This is a genomic window from Mariniflexile sp. AS56, assembly GCF_030552475.1.
Taxonomy (GTDB): Bacteria; Bacteroidota; Bacteroidia; order Flavobacteriales; family Flavobacteriaceae; genus Mariniflexile.
Genome location: NZ_JAUPED010000006.1, coordinates 164,796 through 184,820 on the forward strand (window position 1 = coordinate 164,796; position 20,025 = coordinate 184,820).

At 35.4% G+C, this 20,025-nt stretch carries 11 protein-coding genes; 7 read left to right on the forward strand and 4 right to left on the reverse strand.

Translation table 11 applies throughout. The annotated features are described in order from the left end of the window. Window positions 1-138 precede the first annotated feature (138 nt). The 4 genes from Q5N74_RS09410 to Q5N74_RS09425 all read right to left on the reverse strand — a co-directional run bounded on the left by Q5N74_RS09410 (window position 139) and on the right by Q5N74_RS09425 (window position 8,059). Window positions 139-1,281 (reverse strand): putative glycoside hydrolase, encoded by a 1,143-nt coding sequence (locus Q5N74_RS09410; RefSeq protein ID WP_304388533.1) that lies wholly within the window; start codon window positions 1,279-1,281, stop codon window positions 139-141. A 3-nt stretch (window positions 1,282-1,284) separates the two neighbouring features. After that, window positions 1,285-3,099 (reverse strand): alpha-L-fucosidase, encoded by a 1,815-nt coding sequence (locus Q5N74_RS09415; RefSeq protein ID WP_304388534.1) that lies wholly within the window; start codon window positions 3,097-3,099, stop codon window positions 1,285-1,287. A gap of 105 nt (window positions 3,100-3,204) precedes the next feature. Then, window positions 3,205-4,875, reverse strand: coding sequence for a RagB/SusD family nutrient uptake outer membrane protein (locus Q5N74_RS09420; RefSeq protein WP_304388535.1), 1,671 nt, complete (start codon window positions 4,873-4,875; stop codon window positions 3,205-3,207). 25 nt (window positions 4,876-4,900) lie between these two features. After that, window positions 4,901-8,059 (reverse strand): TonB-dependent receptor, encoded by a 3,159-nt coding sequence (locus Q5N74_RS09425; protein WP_304388536.1) that lies wholly within the window; start codon window positions 8,057-8,059, stop codon window positions 4,901-4,903. Window positions 8,060-8,408: 349 nt separating this feature from the next. Between Q5N74_RS09425 and Q5N74_RS09430 the strand changes: the two genes are divergently transcribed. The 7 genes from Q5N74_RS09430 (at window position 8,409) to Q5N74_RS09460 (ending at window position 20,019) form a co-directional block, all read left to right on the forward strand. Then, window positions 8,409-9,938 (forward strand): alpha-L-fucosidase, encoded by a 1,530-nt coding sequence (locus Q5N74_RS09430; RefSeq protein WP_304388537.1) that lies wholly within the window; start codon window positions 8,409-8,411, stop codon window positions 9,936-9,938. 32 nt (window positions 9,939-9,970) lie between these two features. Further along, window positions 9,971-11,143 (forward strand): putative glycoside hydrolase, encoded by a 1,173-nt coding sequence (locus Q5N74_RS09435; protein ID WP_304388538.1) that lies wholly within the window; start codon window positions 9,971-9,973, stop codon window positions 11,141-11,143. 20 nt (window positions 11,144-11,163) lie between these two features. After that, window positions 11,164-13,065, forward strand: coding sequence for a sulfatase (locus Q5N74_RS09440; RefSeq protein ID WP_304388539.1), 1,902 nt, complete (start codon window positions 11,164-11,166; stop codon window positions 13,063-13,065). Between the two features lie 70 nt (window positions 13,066-13,135). Further along, window positions 13,136-15,031, forward strand: a complete 1,896-nt coding sequence (locus tag Q5N74_RS09445) for a sulfatase (protein WP_304388540.1) — start codon at window positions 13,136-13,138, stop codon at window positions 15,029-15,031. 9 nt (window positions 15,032-15,040) lie between these two features. Continuing rightward, window positions 15,041-16,525: an arylsulfatase gene (locus Q5N74_RS09450; RefSeq protein WP_304388541.1), complete on the forward strand. Its 1,485-nt coding sequence runs from the start codon at window positions 15,041-15,043 to the stop codon at window positions 16,523-16,525. 54 nt (window positions 16,526-16,579) lie between these two features. Next, the gene (locus Q5N74_RS09455) at window positions 16,580-18,439 is read left to right on the forward strand and encodes an alpha-L-fucosidase (protein ID WP_304388542.1); all 1,860 of its coding nucleotides are present in this window, start codon (window positions 16,580-16,582) and stop codon (window positions 18,437-18,439) included. Between the two features lie 11 nt (window positions 18,440-18,450). Beyond that, window positions 18,451-20,019 carry an arylsulfatase gene (locus tag Q5N74_RS09460; RefSeq protein ID WP_304388543.1) on the forward strand — a complete coding sequence of 523 codons (1,569 nt, stop codon included), beginning with the start codon at window positions 18,451-18,453 and terminating at the stop codon, window positions 20,017-20,019. Window positions 20,020-20,025 lie beyond the last annotated feature (6 nt).

Here is a 20,025-nt window from a genome sequence, read left to right on the forward strand (position 1 = left end):
ATGGTTTTAAAATCTAGCGATACTAGAATTTAAGAGGCAAAGCTGGACCCAGAGCCCTGAAAAGGACCTTTTAGGCTTTAATTCAGAATATAAAATTCTAAGGTATTTTAGTTTCATAGATTTGGAAGGAGCCTATGACTATTTCCAATCTATTTTAGCGTCTTTGGTGTCAAGGTTAACCCAAACAGAAGCGTGCTCGAATTCACGGGTTAGTATCCAACCATTTACTTTCATATCGTGTAATGGTTTACCTAAGTGTTTATCAAATTCAGGATACCAATCTGTTGCTCCATGTTCAAAACGGTAACCCCAATTGTATATGAAATAGGAGTTTTCTTGAGCACCGACTAAAAATGAAGCTAATGGAAATGTGATGTTTTCTTTAGATATTTTTTGCTTTTCTTTTAAAGGTTTCGCCATGAAATCTTTGTCTATCCAAGCATATCCAGGCCATCCTTTAAAAACAACAATTTTTCCTGTTTTTCCAGCTTTTTCCATTTCCAGTATGTCTTGAAGCATGCTTTCTTTGGAATGACTTTGGATTATGCCAAAATGCTCAATCATTACAGCATCGGTGTTATCCGGGAAGTTATTTCCAACATTTCTATTGGGAGTACTTCGTATGCCGTTATAAACTATGAGCTTGTCATTTCCAAGAGCAATTCTGGTCTCAGCTATTAACTTTTTTAAGCCGTCTAAAATGCTATTATATTTCGTTTCTCCCCAAAATTCAATATTGGCAGGATTTGTTACTTGAATAAACGCATCCATGAAAACACCATCGGTAGAACCTTTAGTGATTTCATTTTTTGCCGTTTCAACCCACCATTTTCTTACTGCTGGATTGGACAAATCATAGCGTTTTATTTTTTCGTTTTTTAGATCAAGTTTTCCGTCCTTAGTTTTTAGCCACCATTCGGGGTGATTTGTGTAAACATCATGTGCTTCATACATGGAGTAATCTAAAAAGGCATTCCAATAGAAAATAACTTTCATATCTGGATTGAATCGCTTTAATTTTTTAGCGTCGGCCTCAATACCCATTTCTGTGTTTTTATATGTAGGAAGCCCATGTCCCTTTTCTAAAACAATAAAATTGGAACGGGATGTAATAAATTTTGCCTCATCGTTGGTTAATGCGCCGTTTTTTCCAAAATGAAATGCAATGGGAACTTTATCCCAATTGAATTTTGGAAAGGCTTGGTTTGTTTGACTTGTAGATTGATAACAAATAAACAAGATCAACGCATTAATTACAATTTTGACAGAAGTACGTTTCATAAATTAATTAATGGGTCTTAATGCTATTGATTTTAGACTCGCTGTTTCTCTATTTCCTTCTACCAAAGTAGTTGTTATGGTGTGAATTCCTGGGGTTTTAAATTCTAAAATCCCCATATTGTAAAATACATATTTTTCGGTGGCTGCTTGTTGGTTTTGTACCATAACACCTTCATCTGTCATAGTTTTCCAAACTAAACGGTCTTCGCCTTTATACGATAAATCTATATAGTAGTAGCCTGCTTCTTTAACATCGATTTTCCAAGTTACTTCACCGTTTTCTTTCCAGTCGCCAACTTGATTGGCATGTTTCCATTCACCAAATTTTTCCATCCAACGTTTGTTTTCTTGGGTGGCATTGCTAACGGTTCCAAATTCGGTTATTAACTCTGTTTCAGTATTTGGATATACACCTAATGCTGTATCTTCAGCAACTATTTCAGCGTTATTTTGAATATCAACCTCCACTTCAATAATAGAAATTAAAAGATCTGGTGCTTTATAGGGCACATTGAAAGTTACCCAATTATCTTTACCTTGATTGAATTCAATGGTTTTATCTTCACCTTCAGGATTTAATATTTTAGCCGACTTAATTTTAGTTTTCAAACCAGGTAAATACAATTTACCATCCGTAGGCCATTCTGAAACTGCTAAATACATGCTGCTACCTTTGGTAGTCACATCACCCCATGGTAATTTGTAATCCCATGGTGAAGCGCCTGCTGCATATACTACTTGAGGGTATTTCTTTAACCATTTCCCTGATTCTCTTAAAAATTCAGCACCTATTTCAGGAACCATACCTAATTGGTTTGGACCTACATTAAATAGATAAGAACCACCTCTAGCAACGGTTTCTACCAATCGGCCTAAAATTATTTTCGGACTTTTAAAGTTATTATCATACCAAGCATAAGACCAAGAATCGTTATTGGTATCGCATGTTTCCCATAAGCCTTCAATACGTTTTGTTGGAACTTCCATATCGCCTACACTGGCATAATCGCCTAAACCATAACCTACACGGCTACACATCATAGCTTTTGGTTGTAGTTTTCTAACCATAGCGGCTAACTCCACAACGTATTTTTCTTCCATATCTCCAGGCGTATCAAACCATACAAAATCGATATCGCCATAATTTGTGCAAATTTCTTTTACTTGTGGCTTACACTTGTTATAAAAGTAATCTTTAAAAGTAGCTTCTTTGCCCTTTTCGTCTGTCTTAGGGCCCCTAGTTCCTCCAGGTGCTGTCCAATCTTGGTTGTGCGAGTAATAGAACCCGAAACCTAAGCCTATTTCGTGACAGGCATCTGCCAACTCGTGCATAGGGTCTCTTCCAAAAGGTGTGGCATCTACAATGTTAAAATCACTTACTTTAGAATCGAACATGGCAAACCCTTCATGATGCTTACTGGTAATTACAATATATTTCATGCCAGCATCTTTGGCTAATTGTGCTATTTTTTTAGCATCAAAACCAGTTGGGTTAAAATTATTTGCAATTTGTTTATAATCTTTAACAGGAATTCCTGCCATTCTAGGATTCATAATCCATTCGCCTATACCGTAATACGTTTTATTGTCCCAAACGCCACCTAGATTAGAAAACAATCCCCAGTGGATAAACATTCCAAAGTTACTTTCATCAAAAAAGGTTGCTTTTCCGCTTTTTAAGGCGTCTACAGATACTTTTGTTTCACCCCACATTTCGTCCATGTTTTCGGTCTTAGTTTGAGAGAACGCATTCGAACTAATAAGAAGTAGGGCCATTCCCAGTAGGAAGAAAGGAGTGTTTTTTCTTTTTAAGGTCATTATTAATTTTTTTATTTTTGAAAAGTTTAAAATGTATTATTAAAGGGATTTGGTTAAGGTGTTTAATTAAAGCCCCTTAATAATTGTATTTTGTGTTAAAAGGTTTTAATAGCCTTCATTTTGTTTCCAACCATTTTCTAGATTCAATTCTATTTCAGATTGAGGGATAGGGAATAACCATTCGTTATCTGGCCATTGAGGTCTTTCGTTATAAAATGGGGTATAAACATTTGTGTAATCTGATAAAGAACCTTGATCTTCGGTCCAATCAAGAAGAATGTTGGTGGTCTCTGCAACCAATCTATTGGTTCTTATTAAATCGAATTTTCGTTTAAATTCTGCATTTAATTCCACGCGTCTTTCTTGCCAAACAGCTTCTCTAAAATTAGTCTGTGATAGGGCAGGTGTTAAATCATTTAATCCTGCTCTATTTCTCAAATCATTTATGGCTTTATAAGCATCGGTATTTGGAGTACCATCAGCTTCATTTTGCGCTTCTGCATAGATCAACAAAGCATCCGCATAGCGGTATAATACCACATTTGAATTAGTATATTGAAAACTTGTTCCCTCCAAACCAAGATAGTAAGAGATATCTATAAATTTTCTAAAGGTTGGTTGGCAAAGGTATGGTTTCCCAGAAGGGGAGTCATATCTGGTCATGATGCTCCAAAGTCGTTCATCGCCATCTTCAAAGGCACTATATAAATCTGGGGTCGGCAATTGTGCACCTACTCCTGGTGGCCTTCCTGGGAAGAATAAACCATCAGGGTTATCTTCTGTTTCCTGTCTAAGATTACCTGGCCAGCCTTCATTTTCTAAAGGTGTTGCATTGGCATTTCCTCCCCAGTAGCCTGCAGCACTTCCGGTACCGTTACTTTCTCTACTTAACCAACTACCAAGACCTGCAACTTGCACATATGATAATTCTAGCATCGATTCTTTTGTAAATGGGTTGTTGTCTTCCCATGCCATACCAAATGCCGGTGTATTTCCTGACCCCACAAGGTTTAAGCTATGTGGAGAATTGTCAATAACCTCTTTTGCTTTATCACGTGCTAAAGCCCAATTGGACGCATCGCCTTGAATAAAATCACCTTGAGATGTTCTTCTATGACCTGCTCGTGTTAAGTATACTTCAGATAAAAGAAGTTTCGCAGTCCATTTTGTAATATGGCCATCGTGTAAAGCATCGCTACAATTTGCTTCGGCGAACTGAAGGTCAGGAATAATAACCTGATCGTAAATGTCTTCGGCACTTACTCTTGGTTTTTGAAAATCGGCTTCAGAAGTGATTGCATTAACGATTAATGGTTGATCGCCAAAGGCTCTCACTAATTGGTAGTAGTATAAGGCTCTTAAGGCTCTTGCTTCACCTAAAACTTTGTTTTTTTCAGCCTCATCCATATCTATTGCTGGCACATAGGTTAATACGGTATTAGCTCTACCAATGCCTATCCACCATTCACTATACACACCATGTTGTTCAAATACGGGATCGGATGGTGATAAGGTATGCGTTCCAAAGGCATCATAATTTCCACCTTGTCTTCTACTTACTTGATCATCTGTATAGGCATCTACAGCGGTCCAAAACCTGTTATGTACGTTGCTTAAGCTTTTGTAAACACCATCAACAGCTGTTCTAGCATCTCCGGCAGTTTTGAAAAAATTACTTTCTGAAATAAAGGTTGGTGGTTCTTCTAGAAGATATTCCTCACACGATATACTCATGACTACAAGTAGTAATAAGCCTATTTTTATTTTTATATTCATCTTTATTATGTTTTAAGTTTGTTTTTTAAAATTTTAAGTTGACTCCCATTCTGATAACACGTGCAGATGGATAACCAGCATTGTCGTGTCCTAAATTTGTTGTAGAAGACCCTCTTAATGATACATCAGGGCTAAAGCCTGTGTAGTTAGTCCAAATATGTAAGTTGGTTCCAGAAACGTATACTCTTAAACTACTTATGTTTAGTTTTTCAGTCAATTCTTTTTTAAAGTTGTAGCCAATAGTTACATTTTGTAAACGAACGAAAGAGCCGTCTTCAATATAACGATCGCTAAAAAGATTGGTGTTGTTACTGTTATTACCAGAATCTACTCTTGGCCAAACCGTACTAGGGTTTGTGGGTGTCCATCTATTTTGTGTAAGGTTTAAACTTTGTCTTCCGCTAAAGTTTAACAGACGAATGTTTTGTATATTCGCTATATCTTTTCCTATTTGAGAATCTACAAAAATGCTAAAATCTACACCGCCAATTTTAAAAACATTGCTAATACCAAAGGTTATGTCCGGTTGTGCTTGACCTATTATGGTTCTATCATCCGCATTAATAGCCCCATCGGGTGTTACATCTTCAAATAATTGTTCTCCTGGTCTGCGGTCTAAATCTGTTACAGGCTGACCTCCTTCGTAACCATCTACAAAAGTATAAGTAGCATCAGGAGTCGCATTATACATGTCGATACGCTCTTGATTTGTAAGACCTTGAAACTCTACAAAGTCATCAAACTGAGCTATTCCTGCAGTTTTATAACCAAAGAAGGTTCCTATTTCTTGGCCTATAATTAAACGTTGGGTTCCGCCGGAAATAGTTCCAGGATCCCATCCACTGAAAAGATAATCTGAAGCCATATTTCTAACAGTTGTTTTACCTGTAGCAATATTACCTTTTACTCTCCAAGAAAAATTTTCACTGTTTATGATACGAGCATTGAATGAAGCTTCAAGTCCATTGGTCTCTAAAGAGCCAAAGTTCTCGGTGTACGTGCCAAATCCAGATTGTACTGGTATTCTATTACCCGTAAATAATAGGTCCTCTGTTATTTTGTTATAATATTCAAGTGTTCCTGTTAATTTGTTTTTAAATAATCCAAAATCTATTCCAGCATCTAATTGTGTTGTGGTTTCCCATGTTAAATTAGGGTTTGGTAATTGGCTAGAATAATAAATGGTAGACGTAGCCTCATTAAATGCGGTTAAATCGCTGGTGTATTGGTCTAAAGATTGATACGTTCGGATGGCTTGGTTACCAGAAGCACCATAACTAATCCGTAGTTTTAGCTCATTTATAGTAGAACTATTTTTCATGAAATTCTCTTCTGAAAGCTTATAAGCAAAAGCCGCTGCTGGAAAAAACGCCCACTTTTTGTTAGCCGCAAATTTTGAAGATCCATCATAACGTCCTGTTAATGTAAACAAGTATTTTTTATTATACGTATAGTTTATTCTTCCAAAGAACGAAGCTAATTTGTCTTCTGAATAAGAAACTCTATCAGGATCTTGAAAGGTTGCCGAACCTGGATCGTAGTATGTTAATAAATCATTAGCAAATCCATAATTAGAAACATAAATACCTTCACTTTCACTAGACTCAAGCGATTGTCCTAAAATGGCATTAATGCTGTTTTTTCTACCTATTTTTTTTCTGAAATTTAAAGTGTTTGTAATAGTCGTTCTTGTATTTCTAGAATCTCCAGTTCTCGCTCTACCGCCTTCAGCTACGTTATTTGGTAAAATATTTAATTGGTAATAACGTTGCGCTGTATTTCTATTTTGATACGAAAATGCAGTTTTGAATGATAAAGCCTTTGTGAAATTATAGGTAGCATCAATATTACCTATCATTTGAGTAAGTAAATTATTGTAATTGTTAGCTGCTAATGCTGTAATAGGAGTCCAAAGCTCAATACCTTCATCCTCATCATCAGAGAGAAGACCTGAAGTTGGTGACGCTCTAAGAGCTCTAGAAACAGCACTGGTTGCACCTCTAATATTATTAACCTTCGTGCTAATGGCTTTTTGGGTTGAAGTGACATGAGAATAATTTATACTAGTGCTTACTTTAAATTTTTCAGAAATATTAGCATTTATGTTGGCCCTAGTTGAAGCACGTTTATAATCTGTGCCTTTAACAAGACCTTGTGCATTTAGGTAGTTTGTTGAAATTAAGTATTTAACATCTTCATTACCACCACTAAAACCAACATTGGTATTGGATGTAGTCCCTAGACGAAAAAGGGTTTTTTGCCAATCGTTATTTTGTAGTAAGCCAGCTCTAGCAGAATCTAGTCTAACCGATTCTGCTTCTACATTGCCATTACCAGCATTAGCAGATGCTTCACGATTTAATATATAATAGTTATTCGCGTCTAATACATCTATATACATAGGAACTTCTGAAACTCCATACTCTTGTTCTACTGAAACAACTCCTTTACCTGTTTTTCCAGTTTTTGTTGTAATCAATATAACCCCATTAGCACCACGTGAACCATATATGGCCGTTGAAGATGCATCTTTAAGAATTTCTACAGATTCTATGTCTGAAGGATTGATCATTGCCAGAGGGCTTAAAGAGGAGCTTTCTACATCTTCGCTACCTAATCCGTCGGAACTCGAATTATCCATCGGGATACCATCTATAACATATAAGGGTTCACTACCATTTAGCGAGCTAATAGCTCTAACACGAATGGAAGCACCTGTGCCAGCTTCACCAGAATTTTGTGTTACAACAACACCAGCTGCTTTACCTGCTAAGGCTTGATCTAGACTTACAGCCCCTGCTTGAGTAATTTCTTCGGCTTTAATGGAAGATACAGATCCTGTTAAATCACTTTTCCTTACCGTTCCATAACCAACAACAACAACTTCATCAAGTGAGGTGTCCGATTTAATTAATGTTACATTAATAATGTTTTCATTCCCTACCACAACCTCTTTGGTTTCTGTACCTAAATAGGAAAATATTAAAACATTTCCAGGTTTGGCTTTCAGGGCATATTGTCCATCAAAATCTGTTATGGCGCCTTTGGCCATGCCTTTAATAATAATAGTAACACCTATTAAAGGTTGGTTTGTTCCATCTATCACACTTCCTGAAATACTTTTTTCTTGCGAAAAAGCATGAACGCTTAGCATGATAAGAAAAATGGTTACAATGTTTTTCATATAAATTATAGTTTATTTAGTTTTTGCTAATGTAAAGCAATTATCAAAAAACCGTTTTTCTGTATTCGCTCAAATCTTTGCTCATTTTGAGCAAACATGTGAAATAGCCCGTTATACCTGCCTTTCTAGTTTTATTTTAAATTTGATTTTCGTAAAATTTACTAATCAAGTGAAAAGAAATGATTTTAAGAAAGGGTATGAGTAATAATAATCGTGAGTTGTATACATGTATGATGTCTTGTTGTTAAGAGCCTAGTGGTCATTTAGAGCATGTTTTTGATGAAATAGAGGAAGTCAATATTATTATTTGAAGTTAATTTTATCAAAAAAATAACAAAGCATAATTTGCATGTATAATTTAAAACATTTTGTAACTGGTTTATTGTTCGCTTCAACTCTAATTACTTTAGGTCAAAATGAACAAAAATTTAAAGAAGTGAAAAAGATAGCGCCCAATTGGGAATCAATGGCTGCAAATTATGAAGTGCCTGAGTGGTTTGAAGATGGTAAAATCGGGATTTGGGTGCACTGGGGCGTGTCGTCTGCAATTGATGAAAATAGGCCGCATGATGGTTCGCATTATGGAAGACGCATGTATGGCGAAGCAGGCTATTTAGGGGCTAGTGAAGGTGATTTTAGGACGACTAAAGAGTTAACGGAATGGCATACAGAACGCTATGGCAATCCATCACAATTTGGGTACGAAAAATTTATTCCAACTTTTAAAGCAGCGCATTTTAAACCAGAAGAACTCGTTGCTTTTTTCAAAGAATGTGGCGCTCGTTTTATTATGCCAGTAGCAACACATCATGATAACTTCGATTTGTACGACTCTTTCTTTTCTTATAATTCGGTTAAAATGGGGCCTAAAAGAGACCTTATTCAAGATTGGAAAGACGCTGCATATAATAACGGTATAAAATTTGGAGTCTCAACACATCTATACTGGTCGCCACGTTTTTTTAATACGGCGCGTCAATATCAAAAACCAGGCACGCCAGAGTGGGAATTATTTAATATGGATTATGATCCTAAAGGATTTGCATCGCAAGATAGCTGGAACGAGCATTGGTACAAACGTTGTTGGGATTTAATTGAAAAATACAATCCAGACATGTTTAATAACGATTCTCCTTATCCAGATGAAAAAAAAGGGAAGGGCTTAGGTGTTAAACTTTTTTCTGATTTCTTAAATCATGATTTAAAGCAAAACAATGGAAAACAAACCACCGTATTGTCATTTAAAAATCAAAAAGAGAATAAAGCGGCTTTTACCTATAATTTAGAACGGGGCATGTTTGCAGAAAAGCAAGAATACCCTTGGATGTGGGCTACAGATCTTTCTGGAAACTGGTTTTACAGAAAAGGAGCCAAAACTAAAATGAGTGTTCCAGTATTAATAGGTAATGCTGTTGATGCCATAAGTAAAAATGGTGTGGTAATGATGAATGTAGGGCTTAAAGGGGATGGTACATTACCAGAAGCTCAAGCGATTATCTTACGCGCTTTTAGAGATTGGATTAGCATTAATGGAGATGGCGTTTATGGCACAAGACCTTGGAAAGTGTATGGCGAAGGCCCTTTAGAGATTGTAACCAAAAGAACAGGTGAGAATTTAAAAGAATATTCGGATAAAGATATACGCTTTACAACTAAAAACGGAGATTTGTATGTTTTTGTATTGGCAGCTCCTACGGAAGGCGTTTTAATTAAAACATTAAAAAGTAAAGGTGTCTTAAACAAGGAAATAAAAGATATTAGCTTATTAGGAAGCAACGAGAAAATAAATTGGTCACAAAACATAGGTGGTTTATCAATCAATCAACCAAAGGGATTACCAAAACAACCAGCAGTATGTTTTAAAATAACATTGAAATAGAGTGCTAATATTTAAAATAACCATAACCAATAATGAATTATAACAACGTTTATTTAGTACTACTAGCCATACTATCTGTGGGCTGCAGTGCTGCTCAAATTCAAGACACTGGAAAACTTCCAGAATTTTCTTGGGACACGATGCCCTTATACATGCATGTGCGTAAAGACGATGCTTTTACTAAGGATGAAATTAAATATATATCAAAATACCCTTTAGTAACTTTTGAGAAAACAACGGGTAGCAAAACATTTGGCTCTACCGAAAAAGGAACTATCGAAGCAGCAAAAGAGGTTAAGAAATTGAATCCTAAGACTAAAATTATTTATTACAAAAATGTAGTAATCAATTGGAGTACTTATGCAGAAGATGAAGCATTTTTGAAAAAGAATCCTGATGCCTTATTAGTAAATGATAAAGGGCAAAAAGTTTTTATGTCAAATGGAAAGACAGGTTATTTTGACCTTAGCAAAGATTACGTTCGTTCGTACTGGTTGAATCATGTGAAAAAAGAAACCGACAGTCCTTATATTGACGGAGTCTTTCTAGATGCCAATATCAAAGTATTAGTTCCTGGTTTTTTTAATAGTAAAGTAGGGGCTAAAAAACAAAAGGAATTAGAAGCGGGTTACTTTAAGATGATGGCAGATTTAAAAGCGGGTGTAGGTAAGGATAATATACTTTTGGCTAATATATTACGTGTTCGTCCAGAGTTTAAAGACGTAGGAAGAGAATACTTGAAATATTTTGATGGTACGTACCTTGAAGGATTTGAGCACGAAAGTTTTGGTATGACGTATGCAGAGTACGTTTCTAAGGGAATTGAAGCTTTTCAAAAATCAGCTAAAGAAGGGAATATAGTAGCTATGTCTATAGGACTTGGTGAGGGAGAAGATGGAGAAGTAAAAGGAATAGATGACAAAAGAAAAGCAGTTAAGTCAAACGAAAACTTTAAGGAGCGTTTGGATTACGTGTTAGCTATCTTTCTAGTTTGTGCCGAAAAACACAGTTATGTCTATCCTCACGACGGTTATAATAGTAAAACATCATCTGTTTGGTTAAAGTCATTTCCGCAGTATGAAAATAAATTAGGAGCACCTAAAGGCCCTGCAGTACGCACCGGCTATGTCTATAAAAGGTCATTTGAACATTTAGATGTCACCCTAGATATTGAAAATAAAACAGCAAAACTAAACTGGAAATAATTTAAATAACAATAAACATAATGAAAAACAGAACACTTTTTATTAATAAAATACTGGTAGTATCTAGCGTATTGCTATATTCTTATACAGCCACCGCGCAAAAAGCAAAAGCAGATATTAAACCCAATATCATTATTTTTTATGCAGATGATTTAGGGTGGCAGGATACTGAATTAAATAATTTGGATGAACCAAGTCCTTGGGAAACCCCGAATCTTACAAAATTGGCAAAAGAGGGTTTAAATTTTACTAACGCGTATTCTCCAGCACCTACTTGTGCACCATCTAGAAGTGCTTTATTAAGTGGGTTACATCCCGTTAAAACAGGAATAACACATGTAAGTGGTGGTGGTATGCCAGAATCTTCTGGAGGTTCAAGTTACGTGACTCCATTTTTTCCATCAGGATTAATGCCTGAAAACTTTACTATAGCAGAAGCTTTAAAAGCCAACGGCTATACAACAGGGCATGTTGGTAAATGGCATGCTGGAAATCTTAAAATTCAAAGTTCATCAAATCAAGGTTTCGATTTTTCTTTTGAATCTAGAGGCGCGCACCAGGGTCCGAAAAAACCAGACAACCGTTTAACTAATTTCGCAACACACGACAAAAATGATGCCTATCGTTTGAGTGATGAAAAATACCCGCCTTTTACGAAAGCATCTCCAAACGGCATTTCGTATCCAACAGATGAGGTTACTGAAAAAGCACTGGAGTTTATAACCAAAAGTAAAAACAAACCTTTCTTTTTATATCTAGCACAGTGGTTAGTGCATGCACCAATTCACACAAAAAACAAAGAATTATTACAATATTATAGCGATAAATTGGGCATAGACTTTCCAACCAAAGATATTCCTATTACGACAGAAGGGCAAACCAATCCATTTTATGGTTCTATGGTAACCTCTTTAGATTGGAGTTTAGGGCGCGTGGTAGATTTGTTAAAGGAAACAGACGACCCTAGAAACCCTGGTAAAAAATTATATGAGACTACTTATATTATATTTACTTCAGATAACGGTGGTACAGAAAGAGCCAATGGAGATTTAGTAACAGATAATTACCCTTTAGATGAAGGTAAAAAACACGCTCAAGAAGGAGGTATTAGAGTGCCTATGGTGGTTGTTGGACCCAATATTCCAAAAGGTAAAACATATGATGGTTTGGTAAATCAGTTAGATTACTTTCCAACACTTTTAAGCCTTACACACAGTAAAATACCAACGCAATACGGGACTAATTTGGACGGATTAGATATTACAGGTGTTTTGTTAGATAATGAAAAGACTATCAAAAATAACGATGGTACACCAAGAGAAGATTTATGGTGGCATTTTCCTCATAATCAAGATGAGACTATGCAGTCGGCTATTAGAAGTGGCGATTATAAACTGTATAAGAATCTTATCAAAGGTGATTATGAGTTATATCGTTTGTATAAAGATGGAAAAAGAGCCGATTTAGAAGAAAAGTTCGATATTGCTAAAAAAGAGCCGGAAGTAGTTCAAGATTTGGCAGCAAGATTGGAAAAACATTTAAAAGACTACGATGCTAAATATCCTTATAAAAATCCTGTAAAATTCAAAAAAGAAGGCGATGTAGTTTCTATACCTGTTGTTGTTGGTGATACTTTTGATGCAAAATCTGGTAAAGTGTCTATTACATTGGAAAAAGGGAAATCTAAAATTATCGAAACCTATGCACTTGTAAAAATTACTGATGTTGTTGAAGTAAAAAATAATGGGAAGAAAACAAAGCTAGGAAAGCATTCATCAACTTATATAAAAGTACCAGTTAATACGGTTAAAGACAATTTAGAGTACACGTTTAATGTGCCTAAAGATGCAGCTGAATATGGTGTCATTTTAATTGACGAAAATAGATTTATGGTAAAAAGTGAATTTCATAAAGTAAAATAAAATAAAACTTTGAATGTGATACTGTTTATGAAGCTATAACAGTATCATATTTGTTTAAAAAACAGAGATAATGAAAAACAACAATTTATTTTTAGGTTTAGTCTTAATGGCATTTTTTTTCTCTAACGATGGGAATAGTCAGAAGAAAGATCATTTAATAAAACCGAATATCATCATTTTTTATGCGGATGATTTGGGTTGGCAAGACGTACAATTAAATGATCTTGACGCCCCATGCGTTTGGGAAACTCCCAATATTGTAAAATTGGCAAAAGAGTCTTTAAATTTTAGTAATGCTTATTCTGCAGCACCTACTTGTGCTCCGTCAAGATGTTCCATCTTAACGGGGTTACATCCTGCAAAAACAGGGGTTACAAATGTTGCTGGAGGAGATATTCCTAAACCTAGTAGAGGTTCAGCAAGTATTAGTCCATTTTTCCCAGAAGGATTAACTCCTGAGCATTTTACTATCGCAGAAGCGTTGAAAATGAATGGATATAGAACGGGACATATAGGAAAATGGCATGCAGGGGCTCTTGAAATTCAGAGTTCAACGAATCAAGGTTTTGATTTTGCACACGAATCTAGAGGAGCGCATCAAGGACCTAAAGGAGATAAGAATCGTGTGAATGATTTTGCAACGCATGATAAAAAAGATCCATACCGTTTAAGTGATGAAAAATACTATCCGTTCACAAAGGAATCTCCAAATGGGATTTCCTACCCAAAGGACGAGGTAACTGAAAACGCACTTGAATTTATAACTAATAATAAAAAGGAACCGTTCTTTTTGTACTTAGCACATTGGATGGTGCATTACCCAATTCATACTAAAAACAAAGAATTATTACAATATTACTGTGATAAATTAGGATTGGATTTTCCTGAAAAAGATATTCCAATGACGGCAGGGGGCCAAAACAACCCTTATTTTGGCGCCATGGTTACTACTTTAGATTGGAGTTTAGGACGTGTAGTAGATTTGTTAAAGAAAACAGACGATCCTAGAAATCCAGGCAAAAAATTATACGAGACTACCTATGTCATATTTTCTTCAGACAATGGAGGTGCTGAAAGTCGTAGAGATGAGATAATGTCTGATAATGCACCTTTAGATAAAGGTAAAAAATATACGGAAGAAGGTGGTATTAGAGTGCCAATGCTTTTTTCGGGGCCAAATATTCCAAAGGAAAAAACACGAGATCTTTTGATTAATCAGTTAGATTTATATCCAACTATTTTAAATCTTACTAATAGTAAAATTCCAACGAATTACACCGCGGATTTGGATGGTTTAGATATTTCTAAAGTCTTATTCAACAATGAAAATGTTGTAAAAAATAAGGATGGAAAATCAAGAGAAGATTTATGGTGGCACTATCCTTATGGTAACGATTCTAAAAATCAGTCTGCTATAAGAGCAGGAGACTATAAATTGTATAAAAACTTTGATACGGGTGATTATGTGTTGCATCGTTTGTATAAAGATGGTAAACGATTTGATCTAGAAGAAAAGCATGATATAGCAAAACAAGAGCCAAAAGTCGTTAAAGATTTATCTGACAGATTAGAAAAATATTTAAAAGACTATAATGCACCATTACCTTATAAAAGTATAGAGAATACAAAAGATGCTTCAGAAAAAGAAAATATAGCAGCTGTTCCAACTATTATAACGGATTCATTCGATGCGAAATCTCGAAAAGTTTCTGTTGAATTGGAAAAAGGAAAATCTAAAGTGGTTGAAAGCTATGCGCTTGTAAAAGTAGGAGATCCAGCAGTGGATAAGAATGGGAAGAAAACTAGAGGAAAACTGTCTACAACTTATATTAAAGTGCCTGTAGTTGCTGCTAATAACGAATTAGACTTCACCTTCAATGTCCCTAAAGAAGCACAAGAATATATTTTTATTTTAATTGATGAAAACAGATTTATGGTTAAAGGAAAACTTCATAAAATCAATTAAAAATTAGTCATGAAAAAAATCTTTCATACCAGTTTTAGTTTTATGTCTATTTTGTTTTTTACACAAATAGCAGATGCACAATTAAGTTCAGGAAAACTAAAAAACAGCCGTCCAAACATTATTTTTGTCATGACGGACGATCAAGGTATGGGCGATTTGTCTTGCATGGGAAATCAAGTGGTGAAAACACCCCATATGGATGCTTTTTATGAAAAATCTACGCGTTTTACAGAATATCATGTAAGTCCCACTTGTGCTCCTACACGAGCATCTTTAATGAGTGGTCGTCATGAATTTAGAGTAGGGGTAACACACACCATTTTGGAACGTGAGCGTATGGCGTTGGATGTCTATACATTCCCGCAAGCTTTACAATCTGCGGGCTATCAAACAGGGTTGTTTGGAAAATGGCATTTGGGAGATGGAGACGAATACCTGCCTCAAAACAGAGGTTTTAACGAAGTGTTAATGCATGGTTCAGGTGGTATTGGACAAGTGAAGTTAGGCGATTTTCCAGCAAATGAAGAAAACGTATATTTTGACAATGTGCTGTTACATAATGATACTATTGTGAAAACTAAAGGTTTTTGTACAGATGTTTTTTTTAATGCCGCATTGGCTTGGACAAAAGAACAAATTGAGGCTAAAAATTCGTATTTCACTTACATCTCATTAAACGCACCTCATGCGCCCTTAGTGGCTCCAGAAGCCTATAAAAAACGTTTTTTAGATTTAGGGTATGATGAAGGTACTGCCGGAAGATATGGCATGATAGAAAATATTGACGATAACTTTGGGGTTTTGATGCGTAAACTTACCGAATGGCATGCTTTAGAAAATACGCTTGTTATTTTCACGACAGATAATGGGGCAACTCATTTAAGAGGAACTTTAAATGGGGAAAGCGTTAAACATTTTAATGCCAATCTTAAAGGAGGGAAAAACTCGCCAAATGAAGGCGGAAACCATGTGCCCTTTTTCTGGCATTGGAAAGGTGTTCTTTCCGAAGGACGAGATATTAATGAACTTACAGCACATGTAGATATGTATAAAACATTTGTTGAATTAGCAGGCGCTGAACTTCCCAATGAAATACAAAATTTAGAAGGTCGTTCCTTATTGCCATTATTAGAAGGTACCACGAGAGAGTGGACTGATAGAATGCTGTTTACACATTGTGGAAGATGGGCGACAGGTAAAGTAGATGACGCGAAATTTGAAAAAATGGCTATTAGAAGTCAAAAATGGCGTTTTGTAAATAATACAGAGTTATATGATATAACGAAAGATCCTGGGGAAACAACCAATGTTATAGAAGCCCATCCTGATGTTGCAGCAAGCTTTAAAGTGCCTTATAGCAAGTGGTGGGAAACATCCATTCCGTTGATGATAAATGAAAACCGACAAAAAGTAAAAGAGCAACCCTTACATGCACGCTATTACAAACAATTAAAAGAAGTGGGAATCCCTAATTGGAGTCCGCCAACTTTTTAAATTTAAAAAAAACAGACTATACAGTTCATAACAATCTTGCCAATTAATTTAATTATGATAAAAACTAAAACACATGCCTTTTATGTTTGCTTTTGTTTTTTAGTGGGCTTAAGCGCCTGTAAAAATAATTCTGAAACCATACAAGCTGAACCTGTTAAAAAAGCATTTGACCAAACAAGTACTTGGGTGTTGCTAAATAAAACAGACGCTATAAAAGATGGTAATACATATTCTTGGGATTTTGAAGTTGAGCATCCCATAATTTATAATATTCAAGCGCTTTTTGAAAACGAATTTCCAGAAAGCACAACTTCAGCAAAAGTACATGTCGATGATCAAGAGATAGAAGAACCTTTTCAAGAAAGTTATGTAACCTATAATGATCAAATGGTTTCAGAATTTAATGAAACAATTAAATTCAGCAAAACAGGAAAGCATGTTTTAACCATTGAAACCGATGCAGATTTTAAACAAATTAGAATCATTCCCAATTTTAGAAATCCACTAGGTTCAGGAGAACACCAAGAAGCATGGTTAAAAATGCACGAATCACCAGAAAAACAAGCGGCTTTAGATTGGTTTAAAGAAGCAAAGTTCGGCATGTTTATTCACTGGGGATTATATTCTCAAGCTGGGGGTATGTGGAAAGGAACCAAAATAAATAATTCGCCAATTGCCGGTCCTAAAGTTGCAGAATGGTTGATGCATGCTTTTCAAATTCCTAGAGAAGATTATGCTGAATTAGCAAAAACCTTCAATCCAGATAAGTCGTTTGCTCAAAATATAGCAAAACTAGCTAAAGAGGCAGGTATGAAATATGTGGTAATTACCTCAAAACATCATGATGGTTTCGCATTGTTCGATTCTAAAAGTTCGGAGTATGATATGGTGGATGCAACACCTTATAAAGCGGATGCCGTAAAAGAATTATATGAGGCTTGTTTAAATGAAGGTCTTGATTTTGGAGTGTATTATTCACATGGGAATGATTGGAATGAGGGCGGTGATGGTAATTACGGCAACGTTAAAAAAGTAAATGATTCTTTAGGCATTTTTACGCATCCATCAGGTAAAAACTTGTGGGATCCTAGTGAAAATACGCATGCAGCATATTATGAAACCAAGGCGTATCCACAAATTAAAGAACTACTGGCCTTATTGCCGAAATTGCGTTTAATTTGGTTTGATGGTGAAGGTTTTACAACGGAAGAACAAGCGTTTCGATTTTATAAAATGGTTTATGAAACCAATCCAAACGTGTTGGTAAATAGAAGAGTAGGTTGGGATTTTGGAGATTATTTAGATGCTGGAGATAATAAGATTCCTTCTGCTAATGAAACTATTGATAAATATTGGGAAACTTGTGGTACGACTAATAATTCTTGGGGGTATAAAGTGTATGATGAAGATTGGAAAAGCACAGAGGAACTGCTGTATTACTTCGTAGATATCATGTCTAAAGGCGGTAACTACCTTTTAAATATTGGTCCAGATGGGGTAGGGCATGTGCCAGAAGCAAGTGCCAAAGGGCTTCGTGACATGGGAGCTTGGATAAAAATTAATAGAGAGGCTGTGTATGGTACTTCCCGTTGGAAAATTCCAAATGAGGGACAAGAAGAAACCCTTTTAGATGGTACAGGACATAGAGCCTCTAAAGGTTTTAAAAAAACGTTTACCTCTAAAGATTTTTGGTTTACGGCTAAAGAAAATAATGTATATGCTATATCGCTTGTACCGGCATCAAATAAAATTTTAATTCGTTCTTTAAACAAAACACACGGCGAGGTTAAAAAAGTTAGAGTTCTTGGAAGTGATAAAGATGTAGAATGGAACCAAACAGATTTAGGACTTGAAGTTAATTTAAACGGCATAGAAAGTAGTGAAAATGGGTTTGTAATTGAAACAAGTTTATAACATTAAAAACAATGAATAATAGGTATCTAAAAATAATAGTATTTCTTTTAGTTTGTAACGTGTTTCATGCCCAAGAGCGTGTAAAGCCAAATATTATTTATATTCTAGCCGATGACTTAGGTATTGGTGATTTAAGTATTTATAACGAAAACAGTAAAATACAGACACCTCATTTAGATCAAATGGGTAAAGAAGGTATGATGTTTTCAGATGCGCACACTTCTTCTGCGGTTTGTACACCAACCCGATACGGCATCTTAACAGGAAGATACAATTGGCGTACTCCACTAAAGGAATTTGTGACTTGGGGAAACTCACCAAGCTTAATTCAGAAAGATAGATTAACGGTTGCGCAAATGCTAAAAGATAATGGCTATAAAACGGCAAATATTGGAAAATGGCATTTAGGTTTAAATTGGACCATGAAAAATAATAGCCCCGAGTTTGATCATTTTTCAAACAAATCAGATCGTTTAAATTTCAAGGATATGGATTATAGCCAACCTTTAAAGTTTGGACCTAATGATATGGGCTTTGATTATTCCTATATGATTGCAGCATCCTTAAATATGCCGCCTTATGTGTATTTGGAAAATGATAAAGCGACTATGATTCCAACGGCAATAACATCTCAAACAAAAAACAAAGAACCATATGCAACTTGGATAAGAGGTGACATTGCAGATGATTTTAAACACGAAGAAGTATTACCAAACATTGTAAATAAAACCATTTCATTTATAAATGAAAACGCCAACAAGGCAGAACCTTTTTTTATATACGTGCCCTTACCGTCGCCGCACAATCCGGTGTTACCAATTGCACCATGGAAAGGTCAAAGTGAGATTAAAAGTCCTTATGCCGATTTTGTAATTATGATTGATGATTTAATGGGTACCATTTTTGAAACCTTAAAATCACAAGGGATCGACGAAAATACTTTGGTTATTTTTGCGAGCGATAATGGTTTTGCTACCACTAATGATTTAGCTACTTTAAGAAAGAAAAAACACAGCCCAAGTTATATTTATAGTGGTTATAAAGGAAGCTATTTAGAAGGTGGCCATAGAGTTCCTTTTCTAGTGAAATGGCCAGAAAAAATAAAACCAAATTCGGTTTCAAATGCTACCATATGTACTACAGATTTTATGGCAACTTGTGCAGAAATCATCAATTATGATTTTAAGGATAATGAGGCAGAAGATAGTTTTAGCATGATGCCTTTGTTAACCCATATAGGAGATTATGTAAGAGAGTCAACTATTCATCATGATAAGTATGGTGTTTTTGCTATTAGAAAAGGAGACTGGAAGTTAATTGTGTCTCCTAACTCTGGCATAATGGCATCTGGCGAAACAAAGAAACATAAGGATATTTCAACAGAAGAGATTCTATACAATTTAAAAGAGGACATCGAGGAGAAAAATAATATAGCAGATAAATTTCCTGAAAAGGTTAAAGAGCTAAAAAACGTGTTAATCAAACAAATAAGAGAAGGTAGAAGTACACTAGGCAAAATTCAAGAAAACGATGCGATAACTGGAGAATGGCCACAAGCAGAATTTGCATTTAAAGAATAATTTCAC

Bases quoted from the DNA above. Each gene is read 5' to 3' on its own strand.
- Q5N74_RS09410 (WP_304388533.1), bottom strand. From the start codon at position 1,281: ATGAAACGTACTTCTGTCAAAATTGTAATTAATGCGTTGATCTTGTTT.
- Q5N74_RS09415 (WP_304388534.1), bottom strand. From the start codon at position 3,099: ATGACCTTAAAAAGAAAAAACACTCCTTTCTTCCTACTGGGAATGGCC.
- Q5N74_RS09420 (WP_304388535.1), bottom strand. From the start codon at position 4,875: ATGAATATAAAAATAAAAATAGGCTTATTACTACTTGTAGTCATGAGT.
- Q5N74_RS09425 (WP_304388536.1), bottom strand. From the start codon at position 8,059: ATGAAAAACATTGTAACCATTTTTCTTATCATGCTAAGCGTTCATGCT.
- Q5N74_RS09430 (WP_304388537.1), top strand. From the start codon at position 8,409: ATGTATAATTTAAAACATTTTGTAACTGGTTTATTGTTCGCTTCAACT.
- Q5N74_RS09435 (WP_304388538.1), top strand. From the start codon at position 9,971: ATGAATTATAACAACGTTTATTTAGTACTACTAGCCATACTATCTGTG.
- Q5N74_RS09440 (WP_304388539.1), top strand. From the start codon at position 11,164: ATGAAAAACAGAACACTTTTTATTAATAAAATACTGGTAGTATCTAGC.
- Q5N74_RS09445 (WP_304388540.1), top strand. From the start codon at position 13,136: ATGAAAAACAACAATTTATTTTTAGGTTTAGTCTTAATGGCATTTTTT.
- Q5N74_RS09450 (WP_304388541.1), top strand. From the start codon at position 15,041: ATGAAAAAAATCTTTCATACCAGTTTTAGTTTTATGTCTATTTTGTTT.
- Q5N74_RS09455 (WP_304388542.1), top strand. From the start codon at position 16,580: ATGATAAAAACTAAAACACATGCCTTTTATGTTTGCTTTTGTTTTTTA.
- Q5N74_RS09460 (WP_304388543.1), top strand. From the start codon at position 18,451: ATGAATAATAGGTATCTAAAAATAATAGTATTTCTTTTAGTTTGTAAC.